A 15521-nucleotide genomic window follows, 5' to 3' on the forward strand; every position below is an offset into this window, starting at 1 on the left:
CCCTAGCGGCTGCGCGGGTGTGGGTGGGCAGTCCAGCGCATCACTGGTGGAGGCATGGGATGCCATGACCGGAGCCGCCGCAGCTCCCAGAAGTCATACGAGTACGGGTACGACGACGAGTACGACCACGGGTACGAGTACGACCCCGGGCAGCAGCCAGGGCCACTCCGGCCTCGGCGACCTGCTGCTCAACCGGATGACCACACCCGCCGGCTACATCGGCACCACCCCGACGGAGCTGATCGGCCGCTCCCGTGACCTGGAGCGGCTGGCCGCCGTGACCGCAGCCCCCGACGCGGGGCTGGTCACGGTGACCGGCCCCGCCGGGGTGGGCAAGAGCCGGCTGGTGATGGAGTTCTTCCGGCACCGCGGCGACGGCCCCGGCGGCGGCGTCGAGGTCTTCGACTTCGCCCAGGTCACCGACACCTCGGTGGCCGGCCTCATGCTGCGCCAGCTCAGGGAGCAGTGCTACGAGGGCTCGCCCGCGGTCCGGAAGGCCCTGGAACGGGTCGCGGCGGGCAAGCACACCCTGCTGTTCGACCACTACGAGGACGTCGCCGACGACCTCGCGCCGCTGCTCGCCGAGTTCCGCCGGTGCTGCCCGCAGGTGCGGATCGTCTGCGTCGGCACCGCACGTCTTGGCCTGTACGGCGAACGCGTCGTCCGGATCGGCCCGCTGGCGACCGGCGACCCGGCGCCGGCCGTGCCGGCCGCGCCGGCCGCCAACCCGGCGGTCGAGCTGTTCGTGCAGTGCGCGCGGTCCGTACGCCCCGAGTTCGCGCTGACCGCGGAGAACGCGCCCGACGTGCTGGCGCTGTGCCGGCAGGCCGGCGGGTTGCCGCTGGCCATCGAACTGGCCGCCGCCCAGATCACGCTGGCGGAACCCGACCTGATCCTGGAGCGCTTCGAGAACGACCCGGGCGACCTGCACCGGCCCGACCACCACCCGTACTCCCGGCACGCCAGCATCGCCGACATGGTGGCCTGGGTGCTGGCGAGGCTGCGCCCCGAGGAGCGCACCCAGCTGGTGCACCTCGCCGTCTTCCAGGGGCCGTTCACCATGCGGGCCGCGGTCGGTGTGCTGGACGGGCTGCACGGCGCCGCCTACCGCACCATGGAGCGGCTCATCGACAAGAGCGTCCTGATCCCGGACGAACAGCACGACGGCGAGCTGCGGTTGAGCATCCCGCACGCCCTGCGGCGGGCCGCGGCAGGGCTGCTGGCCCGGCTGCCGGTCCACACCGCGCTGCGGCGCGCGCACGCCGAGCACTTCAGGAGCGCGGCGGCCGGTGCGTGGGCCGCCGGGGGCCGTCCCGGACCAGGCCCCGAGGCCAGGGCCGACCTGCTCGCGGCCTTCGAGCACTGGCGGCAGGCGGGCGACGGCACGGCGATGGCCGCCATCGCGCACGCTCTGTACGCACAGTGCGCATCGCCCGCGCAGTCCTCCGTCGGCCTGGGCGCCGGTGCGTTTGCCGTGGAGGCGGGGCAGTGCCTGCGGCTGGCCGAGGAGGCGCTGCGGGTGCTCCCGGCCGACGACCACCGGCTGCTCGCCCGGACGTTGGAGGCCGCGGGCGACCTCGCGCTGCGGCTGGCCTCCCCGGCCGCCCGCGACCACCTCACCCGCGCCTACGCCGCCCACCGCGCGGCCCACGACGAGCAGGGCGCCCTGCGCTGCCTCACCCTGCTGGGCGAGGAGGCGTACGCGGCGGGGGAGCCGGACCGCGCGCGCCGCTGCTTCGAGGAGGCGCACGCGGCGGCACTGCCTTCTGCGCAGTCCGGGACGTCCGCGGGGTCCGCGGACAGCGTGGCGACCCGCCGCCACCTGGTCCGCCGCCTGGCGGCCGTCCTGCGCGACGCGGGCGACCTCCCGCGGGCACGCGAACTGGCCCTGGCGGGGCTGGCGGAGGAACTGGGGGAGCCGGGTGGGCCAGGGCACGGGAGCGGTGCTCTGCTCACGCGGTACGTCCTCGCCACCGTCCGCTGGCGCGAGCACGACTCGGCCCAGGCCCGCGCGCTCTTCGCCGACGCCGCGGAACAGATCGGCACCCTGTCGGAGTCGGCGCCCGAGCGGGCGGAGTGCCTGGAACTCCTCGCGGTCACCCTGAACGCCTGGCACCGGGTCACCGACTGGCCCGCGCTCACCGCGACCCTGGCACTGGCCGACCACTTGCGCCGCCGGTCCGGCCGGGCACGCCCGAAGCCGCTGCGCGACATGGTCGGCCCGGTCCTGGCCACCGCAGCGCAGGAGCTGACGGCCGAGCAGTTTGCCGGCGCCGTCGCCTCGGGTCCCGCCATGACCTGGCATGACGCCCTGCGGCTCATCCCGGCGGCGCCGCCGGCGCCGCCGCCTGCCCCGGTTCCGGCTGCGGCAGCGGTGCCCCCGCCGCCCGCGCCCTCGGCCGTGGCGACCGCCCTCACCAAGCGCGAGCTGGAGGTCGCGCTGCTGGTGGCCGAGGGCATGACCAACCGCATCATCGCCCGTGAACTCGGCATAGCCGAATGGACGGTGGTGAACCACCTCCGCAAGGTGATGCGCAAACTCGGCTGCCAGTCCCGTGTCCAGGTCACCCGCAGGCTGTCCTCGACCTGACCCCCTGTCCGGACTTTCCGGTCCACCCCCTGCCGAAGTGGACCGGAAAGTCCTTGCCTCCGACGGCCGTCCGCGGGCGCCCCGGCGTCGGCCGAACGGGTGCACCGCGACCCCAACTCGCGCGCGACCATTGACATGATCTCGCCACTCGCGTTTGACTCGACGCTCGTGCAGGCCTGGCAACGTTGTCATGACGTCACCCCCGCCTCCTGGACCACTGAGGGCGACCCGCGTGACACCGCTGCCCGGCCGAGGACGCCATCCGTCCTCCCTGGGCACCCGTGCGCACGAATCGCGGAGGCAGTCTCGATGATTCCCTTGCGTCGCCCGGACCACCCTCGCCCCGGCGGCCGTTCCCGGAAGGGCGGTGCCGCGCTGCGGCGGCTCGCCGTGCTGGGGTCGCTGCTGAGCCTGGCGGCCCTCCCGCTGCAGTCCCTCGACAGCGCGTCGGCCGCCTCGGCCCCGACCCCGGTCAAGGACCCGGCGTCCCTGGTCAACCCGCTGATCGGCACCTCGGGTGCGGTCAACACCTTCCCCGGCCCCGACATGCCGTTCGGGATGATGCAGTGGGGTCCCGACACGACCCCGCACCGCGCCCAGGGCGGCGGCTACGAGTACGACAGCACCAAGCTCTCCGGTTTCAGCCTCACCCACGTCTCCGGTCCCGGCTGCGACGTCGCGGGCGACGTACCGATCCTGCCGGTCTCCGGTGCGCTGTCCGCGCTGTCCGGCAACCTGTCGGACACCACGGCCCAGTTCGCGCACAGCGACGAGAAGACGGCCGTCGGCTCGTACACCGTCACCGACGCCTCGGGCGTCACCACCGAGCTGACCGACACCACCCGCGCAGGCCTGGGCCGCTTCACCTTCCCGGCCGGCGCCGACGGCAACCTTCTGCTCAAACTCAGCGGCGGCGCCACGCAGGTGGACGGCACCCGGGTCAAGGTCGTCAGCAGCCGCGAGGTGAGCGGCTCGGTCGACAGCGGGCACTTCTGCGGCGCGGGCAACCGCTACACGCTGCACTTCGACATCAGGTTCGACCGGCCCTTCACGGCCAGCGGCACCTGGGTCGGCAGCACCGTGAACCCGGGTGCGACGTCGATGTCGGCGGGCCGCACCGCCGCCCCCGCGACGTCCGCGCAGGGCGGCAGCGCCCTGCACGAGAAGGCGTTCACGGTGCCCGCCTCGCCCTCGCCCGTCGTGCACCCGGCCGCCGGTGCCGCGCCGTCCGCGGCGGCAGCCGCACCCGTCACGGGCGCCAACGGGATGTACCTGACCTTCGGCACCGCGTCCTCCACCGCGGTGACCGCGGCCGTCGGCATCTCCTACACCAGCGACGACAACGCCGCAGCCAACCTCTCCTCGGAGATCAGCGGCTGGAACCTCGACAAGCTGCGCAACGCCAGCCACAGCGCGTGGAATTCGGTCCTCGGCCGCATCGCCGTCGGCGGCGGCAGCCACGACCAGCAGGTGCAGTTCTACACCGCGCTCTACCACGCGCTGCTGCACCCGAACGTCTTCTCCGACGACAACGGCCAGTACATGGGCATGGACGACCAGGTCCACAAGCTGGCCAAGGGCCAGAAGGCCCAGTACGCCAACTACTCGGGCTGGGACACCTACCGCTCCCAGACCCAGCTGATGGCGGTCGTCGCCCCCAAGGAGACCGGCGACATCGTCACCTCGATGCTCAACGGCTACGACCAGACGGGCCTGCTGCCCAAGTGGGCCTCGAACAACGGCGAGAGCTACGTCATGGTCGGCGACCCCGGCACCTCGATCATCGCCGACGCCTACGCCTTCGGGGTGCGCAACTTCGACTCCGCGCACGCCCTCGACGCCATGGTGCACTCGGCGACCGTGCCCAACCAGGACCGCCCCGGCGAGGCCGTGCGCGACGCCAAGGGCTACCTGCCGCTGGACGAGAACGACTACGGCTGCTGCAACTTCTACGGCCCGGTGTCCACCCAACTCGAGTACGACAGCGCCGACTACGCGCTCGCGTCGTTCGCCAAGTCGCTCGGCAGGACCGCGGACTACCGCAGGTTCGCCACCCGCGCGCAGGACTGGATGAACGTCTTCAACCCGCAGACCGGCTACATGCAGGGCCGCAACAAGGACGGCAGCTTCGCCGGCGGCTTCACCCCCGGCACCTCCAACGGCTTCGTCGAGGGCACCTCGGCCCAGTACACCCCGATGGTCCCGTTCGACCTGAGCCAGCTGATCACCGCACGCGGCGGCCCGCAGGCGTACGCGTCGTACCTCGACAGCCTGCTCGACGACATCACGGAACCCGGCGGCACCGACGCCGACCTGTCCAACGAGCCCAGCCTGGAGATCCCCTGGGAGTACGACTACCTCGGCCAGCCGTGGAAGACGCAGGCCGCGGTGCGCACCGCACAGACCAGCCTGTACTTCAACGCGCCCGTCGGGTCCTTCGGCAACGACGACCTGGGCGCGATGAGTTCGTGGTACGTGTGGTCGTCGCTGGGGATGTACCCGGAGACCCCCGGCACCGACACCCTCGCGCTGGGCAGCCCCGCCTTCCCCGTCGCGAAGGTCACCTTCGGCAACGGCAAGCAGGTCACGATCAACGCCCCCCAGGCCGCACCCGACGCCCCCTATGTGCAGGCGCTCGACGTCAAGGGCGGGGAGTGGAACGCGGCCTGGCTGACCTTCGACCAGTTCCGCTCGGCCCAGTCCATGGACTTCGTGCTCTCCACCCGGCCGAGCACCACGTGGGCGGCAGGTCCGGACGCGGCACCGCCGTCCGACACCACCGGCGGCGAACGCGTGCTGGCCGCGACCGGTCCGACCAGCGACGGACTCGTCGTCGCCCCCGGCGGCAGCGGTGACGCCACGCTGCGGCTGACCAACCTCGGCAGCAGGCCCGCCACCGTCGACTGGGCGGCGACCGCCCCCTCGGGCGTCACGCTCGGCCCCTCCGCGGGCTCGCTGACCGTACCGGCGTCCGGCTCCGCGCAGGCGCAGGTCCCGGTCACCGCGGGCAGCACGGAGGGCGCGTACTCCGTCGACTTCGCCCTCACCGACCACACCGGCGGCACCGACCTCGGCCACGCCACCCTGCGGGTCGCCGTCGCCCAACCCGGCGCGCTGTGGCCCTACGAGTCGAACGAGGGCATCTACGCCGACGGCACCCACTTCAACGGCGGCTTCGACGACGGCGGTTGGGCGTACTCGTCCAACGCGCTCAGCGCCGCGGGCGTCACCGACGGCGGCAAGGTCACCGCCGACGGCCTCACCTACACCTGGCCGACCACCGCACCCGGCCGCCCCGACAACCTGGAGGTCGGCGGCCAGACCGTCCCGCAGCCCGCGGGCTCCTCCGGCGCCTACCTCGGCCTGCTCGGCTCCGCGACCAACGCGCCCACCGACGGCAGCGGCGTCCCCGGCGAGCTGACCGTCACCTACACCGACGGCAGCACCGCCAAGGCGACCGTCGCCTTCTCCGACTGGACGCTCAACGGCGGCGCCCGCCAGCCCCTCCCGGGCAACACCGCGGCCGTCACCACCGCCTACCGCAACACGGCGAGCGGCGGACGCGACACCGTGAAGGCCTATGTCTTCTCGGTGAAGGTCCCCCTCGACCCGGCCAAGACCGTCGCCTCCCTGACCCTCCCGGTCACCGGCTCCTCCGGCACGGTCCACCTCTTCGCCTTCGCCTACGGCTCCTGACCCCGTCCCGCCCGCGACCGCCCCTGAAGGCCCCGCCTCCAGGGGCGGTCGCGCACGACCGCGCCACGGCCGCCCTACCGCCGGCGGTACTCGCGGCGGAAGCGGGCCGGCGGCTTGCCGCAGGCGGCGGTGAAGGCCGCGTAGAAGCGGCTGACCGAGCCGAAGCCCGCGGCCTCGGCGACCGCGTCGACCGGCAGGTCCGTGGTGACCAGCAGCCGCCGCGCCTCGGCCAGCCGGCAGCGGGTCAGGTAGTCGCCGACCGTGGCGCGTACGACCGCACGGAACTGCGCCATCGCGTAGCTGGGGTGGAGCTGCGCCGCGGCCGCCACCTCGGCGACCGTCACCGGCTCGCGGAAGTGCTCCGCGACGTAGCGCACCATCGCGATGGCCTGCCGCAGCGACCGGTCGCCGCCGGTGTACTCGTGCGCGCCTTCGCCGAGTTCCGCCAGCCCCAGCCGGCGCAGCCGGGCCTCGATCTCCAGCAGCGCGATGCGGCGGCCCTCCTCCCGGCCGCATGCCAGGTCCCGCGCCCACTGGGCGAAGTTCGCCGGGTCGGTGGGCAGTGCCGCCGACGGCCCCGCGACCAGCGGCACGCCCGACAGCAGCCGGCTGACCAGCGAGTCGGGCAGGCCCCAGCCGAGGAAGGTGGCGAATGGCACGTTGACCCAGTGCACGTCGGCCGCGGTGCTGGCCACCAGCTGGTGCGGCACCGCAGCCCAGAAGGCGGCCACGCACCCCGGCCCGACGGCGACCGGCTCACCGCCGAAGAGGTACAGCAACTCGCCCTCGCCCGCGACCAGGTTCAGCTCCAGGTCGTCGTGCCGGTGCGGGGCGCGCATCAGCTCGGGCCGGCCGCTGCGGCCCGACAGGTCGGAGGGGAGCGGCTCCGCGAGCACCGGAGAATCCAAGAAGTTCTCCCTCCTATCGGTGAAGACCTGCCGGATCGTACGAACCTATCGTGGAACAGGTCCGCGGCGGCACAGGTCCGCGGGCACGTACTCCACCACCGACGTCGGGGAGCCCGCCGTGTTCACTCTCGGGATAGTCGGGGCCGGCCAGTTCGCGGGCTCCTTCGCCAAGCTCTGGCAGCACCACCCCGGCGTCGGCGACATCCGGGCCACCGACCTGCTGCCCGAGCGCGCCGCCCGGCTCGCCGCCGACACCGGCCTGGCCGGCACCCTGCCGTCGTTCGAGGCGCTGCTGGACTCCGACATCGACGCCGTCGCGATCTTCACCCAGCGCTGGACGCACGGCCCGCTGGTCGTCCAGGCGCTGCGGGCCGGCAAGCACGTCTACTCGGCGGTGCCGATGGCCGTCACGGCCGACGAGATCGCCGCGATCGTGGACGCGGTGAGGGAGACCGGCCTGACCTACATGATGGGCGAGACCGCCCACTACAACCCGGCCGCCGTCTACGCCAGGCAGCGCGCCGCCCAGGGCGCCTTCGGGCGGCTCTTCTACGCGGAGGGCGACTACGTCCACGACATGGACCTCGGCTTCTACGAGGCCTACCAGTACAGCGGCGGCGAGAACTGGAAGGCCACCGCGAGCTTCCCGCCGCTGCTCTACCCGACCCACGCGGTCGGCGGGGTCCTCGGCGCCTGGCAGACCCACGCGGTCAGCGTGTCCGCGATCGGCGTGACCGACGACCGCGGCGACGGCGTCTTCGACCGCGAGGTCAGCCAGTTCGACAACGACTTCTCCAACGCCACCGCCCTCTTCGAGGTCGCCGGCGGCGGCTCCTTCCGCACCAACGAGTTCCGCCGGGTCGGCTACCCCTCGCACATCCTGGAGTCGCGCTACCGCTTCTTCGGTACGCAGGCCAGCCTGGAGCAGGTCGCGACGGTGAGCCTGTGGCAGGACAGGACCGGCGTCCAGGACGTGACCCTGCACCTGCGCCCCGTCCCCGACGACGGCTCGGGCCAGGAGGGCGTCAGCCACGTCGCCCCCGCGCTGCGCGAGGCCTTCCTGTCCGGCTACGCCCCCGTGCACGACCGCACGCGCCTGCCGGCGGAGTTCGCCGGCGTGCCCAACGGCCACTTCGGCAGCCACCACTACCTGGCCGACGACTTCGTGACCGCGGTGACCACCGGCACCCTCCCCCCGGTCAACGCCTGGGTCGCCGCCCGCTACACCCTCCCGGGCATCGTGGCCCACCAGTCCGCCCTGAACGCCGGCCGCCGCCTCCCCATCCCGGACTTCGGCGCCGGCCCCAAGAACTAGCGGAGCGGCAGGCGGGCGGCGGCCGGTCCTCCGCCCGGCTTCACTCCGGCCCGTCGGAGGCCAGGGAAGCCATCAGGTCCCGCATGGCCGCGGTCATGGCGGGGCGCAGGCGGGTGACGTCCGGGTCCGCCGGTTCAGCGGCGGACCCGGAGTCCGCCGGGGGGTCTCCGGTGCCGTTCCACTGGTGGGAGGCGCTGAGCTGGAGGCTGAGCACGGCCCCGCCGTAGAGGACGGTCAACGTCTGGTGGGACCCCCGCGACACCAGCACATAGGCCTCGTCGCCCACCCCCGTGACGGGGTGCACGTCGGCGCCGGAGTCGAAGAGGTCCCCGGTGACGACCATCCCCACGGCGGCGCCGGAGCCGCCACCGCCGCCGGGGACGGTGGAGTTCCGGCTGCGTGCGGTGTTCTCGAACTCGGCGCGCGGGTCGGTCTTCTTGTGGAGTTCGATGCTGACGCCGACGGAGTAGCCGGTCACCCACCCGTCGCCCGCCGCCGGCGAGTCCGACAGGAAGCACGACAGCCTGTCCAGCGCCGGCCCCCGGTTCACCGCGGCCTCCGAGGCGACGAAGCCCCGTGCCCCGGTGGCGTCCTTGAGCCGCTGCAGCGTGTCGCCGACGCACGGATTGCCGCCGAGCCGGTAGCCATGCAGGTCCGGGGCCGTGCCCCCGGCCCCGTACAACACCGCCCCCCACACGGCGGAGGCGACCACGATCCCGCCGACCCCCCACACCCACGGCGCCCTTCCGCGCCCCGCTACCGCGTCCCCGGCCTGTCCCTCCCCGCCTTCTTCGCCCCCACCGACCATCTCCGGCTCACCGATCACACCGTTCCCCCCTCGCATCCCCCAGGCACCCCCCGGCACCTTACGGTGCCCGCTGTCGCCCGCGGGCGGCGAGGTCTTCCGGACCGGAGGTCAGCATCGTGACGGGTCCGGGGGCGGCGAGGGCGGTGGCGCTGAGCACGGCGTCGGCGGCGTACTCGTGGCCGTGCAGGCCGGAGTCGGCGAGCAGGGTGGCCGAGCGGCGTGCGACGGGCTCGGTGACCGGTTCGACGACGAGGCGTGACAGCGTTCACTCCAGGGCGTGGCGGTTGATCCGCGGGTGGACCACTTCCACCAGGGCGGCGGCCGACGTGATCACCCTGAGGTCGCCGGCCCGGGCGAGCGCGAGCCACCCGGTCGCCGCCGGGGCCTTCCGCGGCGGCCGATGGCGCGTCGAGTGGTGCCGGGCACCCGGACCCGGACAGAGTCGGACACGGCGGGCACGTACGCGTCGCCGCACCGACGACGTGAGGTCGCTGATGTCCGACAGGCTCCAGGTACGCGCCCACCCGACGCCGGCCCCGCGCGGGCCGGCGACCGCCACGCCGGAGACCGTCCACCCGCTCGCCGCCGTATGCGCGGCCTTCGTCCTGGCCCAACTCGTCCTCGCCGTCCCCGGCTCCGGCCTCGGCTGGGACGAGACCGTCTACACCAGCCAGGTCGCAGCGCACGTCCCCGCCGCCTTCTTCAGCGCGCCCCGCGCCCGCGGCGTCTCCCTGCTGGCCGCACCGGTCGCGGGCCTGACGTCCTCGACCGCGGCCCTGCGGGTCTATCTCGCCGTGCTGTCCGGCGCCGGGCTCTTCGTGTCGCTGCGCGTGTGGCGTCCGCTGCTGCCCGCCCGGGTGCTCGCGCTCGCCGGCGGCCTGTTCGCCGGGCTGTGGATCACCCTGCTTTACGGGTCGCAGGTGATGCCCAACCTCTGGAGCGCGTACGGGGCTCTGGCCGCCGTCGGCTGCCTGCTGCGCGCGGCCCGCGACCGTACCGACCGGGCGGCACTCGCGGGGCTGGCCGCCGCCGTGGCGCTGGTCGGCCTGATGCGCCCGCCGGACGCGGTGTGGCTCGTGCTGCCGCTGGCCGGCGCGGCCCTGACCGTCCGCCGGTGGCGCCGCCCCGCCCTGTTCGCGGTCCTCGCCGCGGGCCTGTTCGCGGGATGCGCGGAGTGGGTGGTCGAGGCGTACGTCCGCTACGGCGGCCTGACCGCCAGGCTGCACCGGGCCAGCGCCATCGAGGGCGGCCTCGGCCTGCACTTCTCCGTCGACGACCAGATCCGTGCGCTGGACGGCCGCACACTGTGCCGCCCGTGCGACGTGCCGTGGCGGCACCGGGCGGACTCGGCCTGGTGGTTCGCGCTCCCCGTGCTGGCCGCGGGCGGCGCCGCCACGGCCTGGCGCGGCCGCCGGGCGAGCGTGTGGCTGCCGCTGCTGACCGCCGGATCCCTCGCCGTGCCCTACCTGTTCACCGTGGGCTACGCGGCCCCCCGGTTCCTGCTGCCCGCGTACGCCCTGCTGGCGATCCCGGTCGCCGAGTGCCTGTGCCGGCTGGTCCGCGGCAGCGGCGGCCGGCTGCGCCCGCGGACGGCCGCCCTCGTCGCCCTCGTCCTGTGCGGCCACCTGGCCGTCCAGGGCGGCGTCCTGCTCACCGCGGTGGCAGGCAACCGGCAGGCGCGCGGGCATTACGACGCCATGGCCGCCCGCCTGCACGCGAACGGCGTACGGCCGCCCTGCGTGCTGTCCGGGGACTCGGCCGTCCCGCTCGCCTTCTACACCGGCTGCGCATCCCGCCAGACGGCGGGCGCGGACCGGAGCATCACGGTGCCCGGGCTCGTGGCGGCCGCCGGACACCGGCCGGTCGCCGTGCTCGTCGCCCCCGGCGCCCGCGCGCCCGCCTTCGCCCGGCACTGGCGTTCCGCCGTACTCGCACCGGGGTCCGGCTCCGCCGCGTACCGCGCGTACATCCGCCCATAGCGCTCGGGCAACGCGGGGCTGACCGGGGCGTCCGGGGCACGCAGTACCTCAACGCCCGCTGCTCGACATCTGCCCGGTCACCGGCCTCGGGCGGCCGCCCGGGCCGCGGCCGAGCAACTGGCAATCCCGGCCTCCGCCATCGCGGACGCCGTCGCCTTCGCCATCGAGCAGCCTGCGAACGTCGACGTCAACGAACTGGTCGTCCGTCCCACCGCCCAGGGCTGAGGCCGCGGCGGCCGTCCGGACGCGGCGCGGCGGGTGTGCCGACGCACACGTATCCGCTACACAGGGCAATGGGTCCCGACTGTGAGTGAGGAACGCACGGTGCAGGAGGTCCTGGCCCGGTACGTCCGGGCGCCCGCACGGCTCGACGGAAGGAGGCGCGGCCATGCGCGCAGCGATTCTGCAGGAGTTCGGTACGCCACTGGTCCTCAGGGAGATCGGTCGGCCCGAAGCCGGTCCGGGGCAGGTACTGGTCCGGATCGCGGCGAGCGGCGTGAACCCGCTGGACACCAAGATCCGGGCCGGCAAGGCCGCCCACGCCCGGCGCACGCTCCCGGCCGTCCTCGGCCTCGACCTGGCCGGCGTGGTCGAGGAGGCCGGTCCCGGCGTCGACGGCTTCGCGGCGGGTGACGAGGTCTTCGGCCTGACCGGCGGGGTGGGCGACGTGCAGGGCTCCCTCGCCGAGTACGCGGCGGTCGACGCCCGTCTGCTCGCCCGCAAGCCGGCCGAGCTGTCCCTGCGCGAGGCCGCGGTCCTGCCCCTGGCCGTCATCACCGCGTGGGAGGGCCTGGTCGACCGCGCGGGCGTCCACGCTGCCCAGAAGGTCCTCGTCCACGGCGGCGCCGGTGGCATCGGCCACGTGGCCGTGCAGATCGCCCGCGCCCGCGGTGCCGAGGTGTACGCCACCGCCTCGCCCTCACGCCTGGACGACGTCCGGCGCCTGGGCGCCACCCCGATCGACCGCACCAGCACCACCGTGGACGAGTACGTCGCCGAGCACACCGGCGGCGAGGGCTTCGACGTCGTCTTCGACACCGTCGGCGGCCCCGTGCTCGACGCGTCCTTCACAGCGGTCCGCGTCTACACCGGCCACGTCGTGAGCGCCCTCGGCTGGGGGACGCACAACCTGGCACCCCTCTCCTTCCGCGGCGCGACCTACTCCGGCGTCTTCACCCTGCTGCCCCTGCTGACCGGGCGCGGCCGGGAGCACCACGGGGAGATCATGCGCGAGGCCGCCGCCCTCGCCGCCGCGGGAGCCCTCAAGCCCGACCTCGACCCGCGGCGCTTCACCCTCGACAGCGTCGCCGACGCCCACGCGGCCGTGGAAACGGGCTCGGCCCGGGCCAAGGTGGTCGTCGACATCGAGTGACACCCGGGCCGCCAAGCGCCTCCTCACCCTCCCGCGCGACCCGCCGGGCCCCCTCGGTGCAGGTTTTCCGCCTGGCCGGCTCCGATGCCGGTGATGAGCGCGCGGGTCACCACAGCCGGCGGACTCGACCGCCCCTCCGAACGCTGTTCCGCCGGTGCGTGCCGATCGATCACGGCCCCGCCGGCGGAGATGCACATTTCTGCAACCAGTCCGGAGAGATCACCGGCGCGGATGAGCCGTTGGCGGCCAGGGCGAGTTGGACGGCCGGGCCCGTGAATCCGACCCACAGGTCGGGAGCGACGACCGCAGGCTGATCCGACGACCAGACCGTGGCGCCTTCGTATGCGTGGTGGAGCAGCCGGAGGATGCCGACCAGGTGCCCGATCCGGCGACTCGCCCGGGCACGGTGACCGGGGAGCGCACGAAGCATGCGCCACGTCTCCAGCATTCCCCCCACTCCGTGGCACATCGAGGGGTTGGCCAGGAACGGCATCGCACGGTCGAACTTCGTGGCAATCGACTCCACCATTGCCGTGTCCGGCACCGCCGAGGCATGGCCGGACTGAAGGAGGCACCAGAGGAAGCCGGCTGCTCCATGGCACCAGGTGTGTGCAGGCATGGTGCTGCCCGACACAGTTGCCCGGATGTTGGAGCCGTCGTCCGTCAGACCGTGCTCGGCGATGCTGTGCAGGGCTTCCCCTGCGAGCTGCACCGTGGCAGCACAACCCGTGGCGCCCCCCCAACCGGCGAGGGCCATCGCGATGCCCGCCGTGCCATGGGCGGCCCCGACGTAGACGCCTCCGGAGGAGTCGTACTCGATGTTGGCCGGCCACCCGACCACTCCGTCGAATCTGCCCGCTGCTTTGTGGATGCGCCGCACCTGCTGCTCGACGAGACCGCTTCCCCAGCCAGTGCCGAGGACAGCGTCAAGCAGGCGTCCGGCCCATACGATGCCGGCAGCCCCGGAGAAGAGGTCGTAGTCGAGGATGCGGCTGGATGCCGCGTACTCGAATCGTCGCCGTGCCGCGTCCAGGAGGTCTGCTCGCCCCAGCAGTCGGCCCGCCACGGCAAGCGCTACGGCCACACCGCTGTTCCCCGTGAACAGGCCGTGCGCCTTGACGGCGGCCGGGCGCTCGGCCAGCCACTCCGCTGCGCCCCTGATGTCATCGGTGAACTGCCCGATCCGCAGTGCCGTGTTCAGGGTGGCCAGTGAGACGAGGATTCCGGCGACGCCTCCGTTCAGCCCCTCGGACACATGGGCGTGTCGGCTGGGATCCCCCCAGTGATAGGTGCCGTCCCGGCCCACCCGGAACCGGCGGCTCGCCAAGCCCGCGCTCACCGCGGCGGCACGAGCCCAGCGCACGTCGAACGTGTCGAGGACTGCGTGCGGAGCCGCGGCGGACTCCGCCTGCAGGGCGGGAAGCGCGTCTTTGAGCCGTTGGGTCAGATCTCTGGCTGTCGGTCGGCGCTCCGCGTCCGGGCTGTGGCACTCCTTCACGAGCGAGGCGGCCGTCCGCAATCGATAGTGGCGCAACAGGCCGATCTGGCGCCCGGCGTTGTTCCGCTGCGGCAGTCCGCCCGGGCATTGCCCCAGCACCGCATGGGTGATGCAGGATCCGAGGCTGTAGACGTCGTACGGCGGCCTGACCGTGGCGTGCACCCCTTCAGGCGCCACGTACGCGGGCGTGCCGACGGGAATCGGCTTCTCCGTCCCGGACGGCGCGGCCAGTTCGAGGTCGACGAGCCGAAGGGCGTCCGGGCCGAGGCGTGTGTTGGACAGTTTCAGATCCCGGTGCACGAGGCCTTGCGCGTGGAGCCTCGCCACTGTCTCGGCGAGATCGGGCAGTTGCTCCAGGCGCCGCTGCGCAGGAAACCGCTCCAGCCTGAGCCCGCCTCCGTCGGTCACCACGAGACACCCGGCCTCCGGGTCGTGGGCCACGAGCTCGTGCGCGATGCCTGATCCACGCAGACGGAGCAGAACGAGCCGTTCGTTGTCGAGCCGGCTGATGGCGTCATTGCCGAACTCGTCACCCTCGACCCCGCGGAACCTTCGCCGGATGACGATCAGCGTGCCATCGGAGACACGGAGCCCCAGGTCCACGCGGCCGCGGTGGTCCGCTGCCAGTGCTTTGAGCGGGAAGTACGCGACACCGTCGATCTCGACCAGTGCACCCGGAGACGCTGGTCCGCGGGCGGCTGCGGGGCGGACCGGCAAAGTCGCCCAGCGGGGCTGATTCCCCTGGGTGGTTCGCACGTCGGGGTGCAACTCCCCGTTCGGTGTCCGCAGGGCCGGGTGAATGACGCCGGTGGTGTCGGTTACCGATCCGGTGCCCATGAAGGCGCCGTAGCGGACGAACAGGGCGCCGCCCGACCCCACCGGGACGTCGGAGGGAACGGCAGGCGAACGCAGGGGGCGCCAGGCCGCGTCCAGTCGGTCGACAAGACCGGCCAGAACCTCGTCGGATACCGGATAGGCCGTGACGATCTTGCCTACCTGGGAGCGCCCGGCGAGTCCGGCGTTGAGCCGGATGACGGTGCTGACATCGGCCGCCACTTTGAAGGTCGTACCGGTCTCCACCAATCGGGGGAGGACGATCTCGACCAGATCGAGGACGTCGGTCGCAGCGGCGGAGACATGGAGTTTCCACCCCTGCACCGGCAGGGTCCCGGGCGACGAGAACTCCTGCCAGGTGATAGGGGTACCGCCGCTCGTCATGGTCCGCCATCCCTGCGGGAGGCGGGCGGTGAAGGCCTGGAGGGCGGTTCCGTACTCGACGTGGAGTTGCTCGCCGGACGGCACTCTCATCGCCCTCTTCTCGTCCGTACCTTGCTTCTGACCGGTGGCCCTCAGCC

General features: G+C 73.4%; 8 protein-coding genes and 2 pseudogenes. 6 read left to right on the plus strand and 4 right to left on the minus strand.

From position 1 onward, the window contains the following. Positions 1-64: 64 nt before the first annotated feature. Positions 65-2590, plus strand: a complete 2526-nt coding sequence (locus JT723_RS05510) for a helix-turn-helix transcriptional regulator (protein ID WP_240165146.1) — start codon at positions 65-67, stop codon at positions 2588-2590. A 309-nt stretch (positions 2591-2899) separates the two neighbouring features. After that, positions 2900-6286 (plus strand): lectin, encoded by a 3387-nt coding sequence (locus JT723_RS05515; protein ID WP_205043339.1) that lies wholly within the window; start codon positions 2900-2902, stop codon positions 6284-6286. Positions 6287-6360: 74 nt separating this feature from the next. On the opposite strand, the gene JT723_RS05520 is transcribed toward JT723_RS05515, so the two are convergent. After that, positions 6361-7194: a helix-turn-helix domain-containing protein gene (locus JT723_RS05520; RefSeq protein ID WP_205043340.1), complete on the minus strand. Its 834-nt coding sequence runs from the start codon at positions 7192-7194 to the stop codon at positions 6361-6363. 118 nt (positions 7195-7312) lie between these two features. Here JT723_RS05520 and JT723_RS05525 point away from each other — a divergent pair, with 118 nt between their 5' ends. Then, on the plus strand, positions 7313-8509 hold the full coding sequence (locus JT723_RS05525; RefSeq protein WP_205043341.1) for a Gfo/Idh/MocA family protein: 1197 nt from the start codon (positions 7313-7315) through the stop codon (positions 8507-8509). A gap of 40 nt (positions 8510-8549) precedes the next feature. On the opposite strand, the gene JT723_RS05530 is transcribed toward JT723_RS05525, so the two are convergent. Then, positions 8550-9242, minus strand: coding sequence for a hypothetical protein (locus JT723_RS05530; RefSeq protein WP_205043342.1), 693 nt, complete (start codon positions 9240-9242; stop codon positions 8550-8552). Positions 9243-9375: 133 nt separating this feature from the next. Next, positions 9376-9690: pseudogene (locus JT723_RS34900) on the minus strand (DNA-binding protein); the annotation flags it as partial. A 121-nt stretch (positions 9691-9811) separates the two neighbouring features. Between JT723_RS34900 and JT723_RS05535 the strand changes: the two are divergent. From JT723_RS05535 to JT723_RS05540, 3 genes and pseudogenes are all read left to right on the plus strand, one after another. Further along, positions 9812-11296 (plus strand): hypothetical protein, encoded by a 1485-nt coding sequence (locus JT723_RS05535; RefSeq protein ID WP_240165147.1) that lies wholly within the window; start codon positions 9812-9814, stop codon positions 11294-11296. A 117-nt stretch (positions 11297-11413) separates the two neighbouring features. Further along, a pseudogene (locus tag JT723_RS34905) lies at positions 11414-11521 on the plus strand (oxidoreductase); the annotation flags it as partial. Between the two features lie 163 nt (positions 11522-11684). Continuing rightward, complete coding sequence (locus JT723_RS05540; protein WP_205043343.1) at positions 11685-12668, plus strand: zinc-dependent alcohol dehydrogenase family protein; 984 nt, start codon at positions 11685-11687, stop codon at positions 12666-12668. A 169-nt stretch (positions 12669-12837) separates the two neighbouring features. On the opposite strand, the gene JT723_RS05545 is transcribed toward JT723_RS05540, so the two are convergent. Continuing rightward, entirely contained in the window at positions 12838-15474 is a 2637-nt protein-coding gene (locus JT723_RS05545; protein WP_205043344.1) for a class III lanthionine synthetase LanKC N-terminal domain-containing protein, read from the minus strand. Between the last annotated feature and the right edge of the window lie 47 nt (positions 15475-15521).

It is taken from the genome of Actinacidiphila bryophytorum, from assembly GCF_016916835.1.
Taxonomy (GTDB): domain Bacteria; phylum Actinomycetota; class Actinomycetes; order Streptomycetales; family Streptomycetaceae; genus Actinacidiphila; species Actinacidiphila bryophytorum.

Bases quoted from the DNA above. Each gene is read 5' to 3' on its own strand.
- JT723_RS05515 (WP_205043339.1), top strand. From the start codon at position 2,900: ATGATTCCCTTGCGTCGCCCGGACCACCCTCGCCCCGGCGGCCGTTCC.
- JT723_RS05545 (WP_205043344.1), bottom strand. From the start codon at position 15,474: ATGAGAGTGCCGTCCGGCGAGCAACTCCACGTCGAGTACGGAACCGCC.
- JT723_RS05540 (WP_205043343.1), top strand. From the start codon at position 11,685: ATGCGCGCAGCGATTCTGCAGGAGTTCGGTACGCCACTGGTCCTCAGG.
- JT723_RS05510 (WP_240165146.1), top strand. From the start codon at position 65: ATGACCGGAGCCGCCGCAGCTCCCAGAAGTCATACGAGTACGGGTACG.
- JT723_RS05535 (WP_240165147.1), top strand. From the start codon at position 9,812: ATGTCCGACAGGCTCCAGGTACGCGCCCACCCGACGCCGGCCCCGCGC.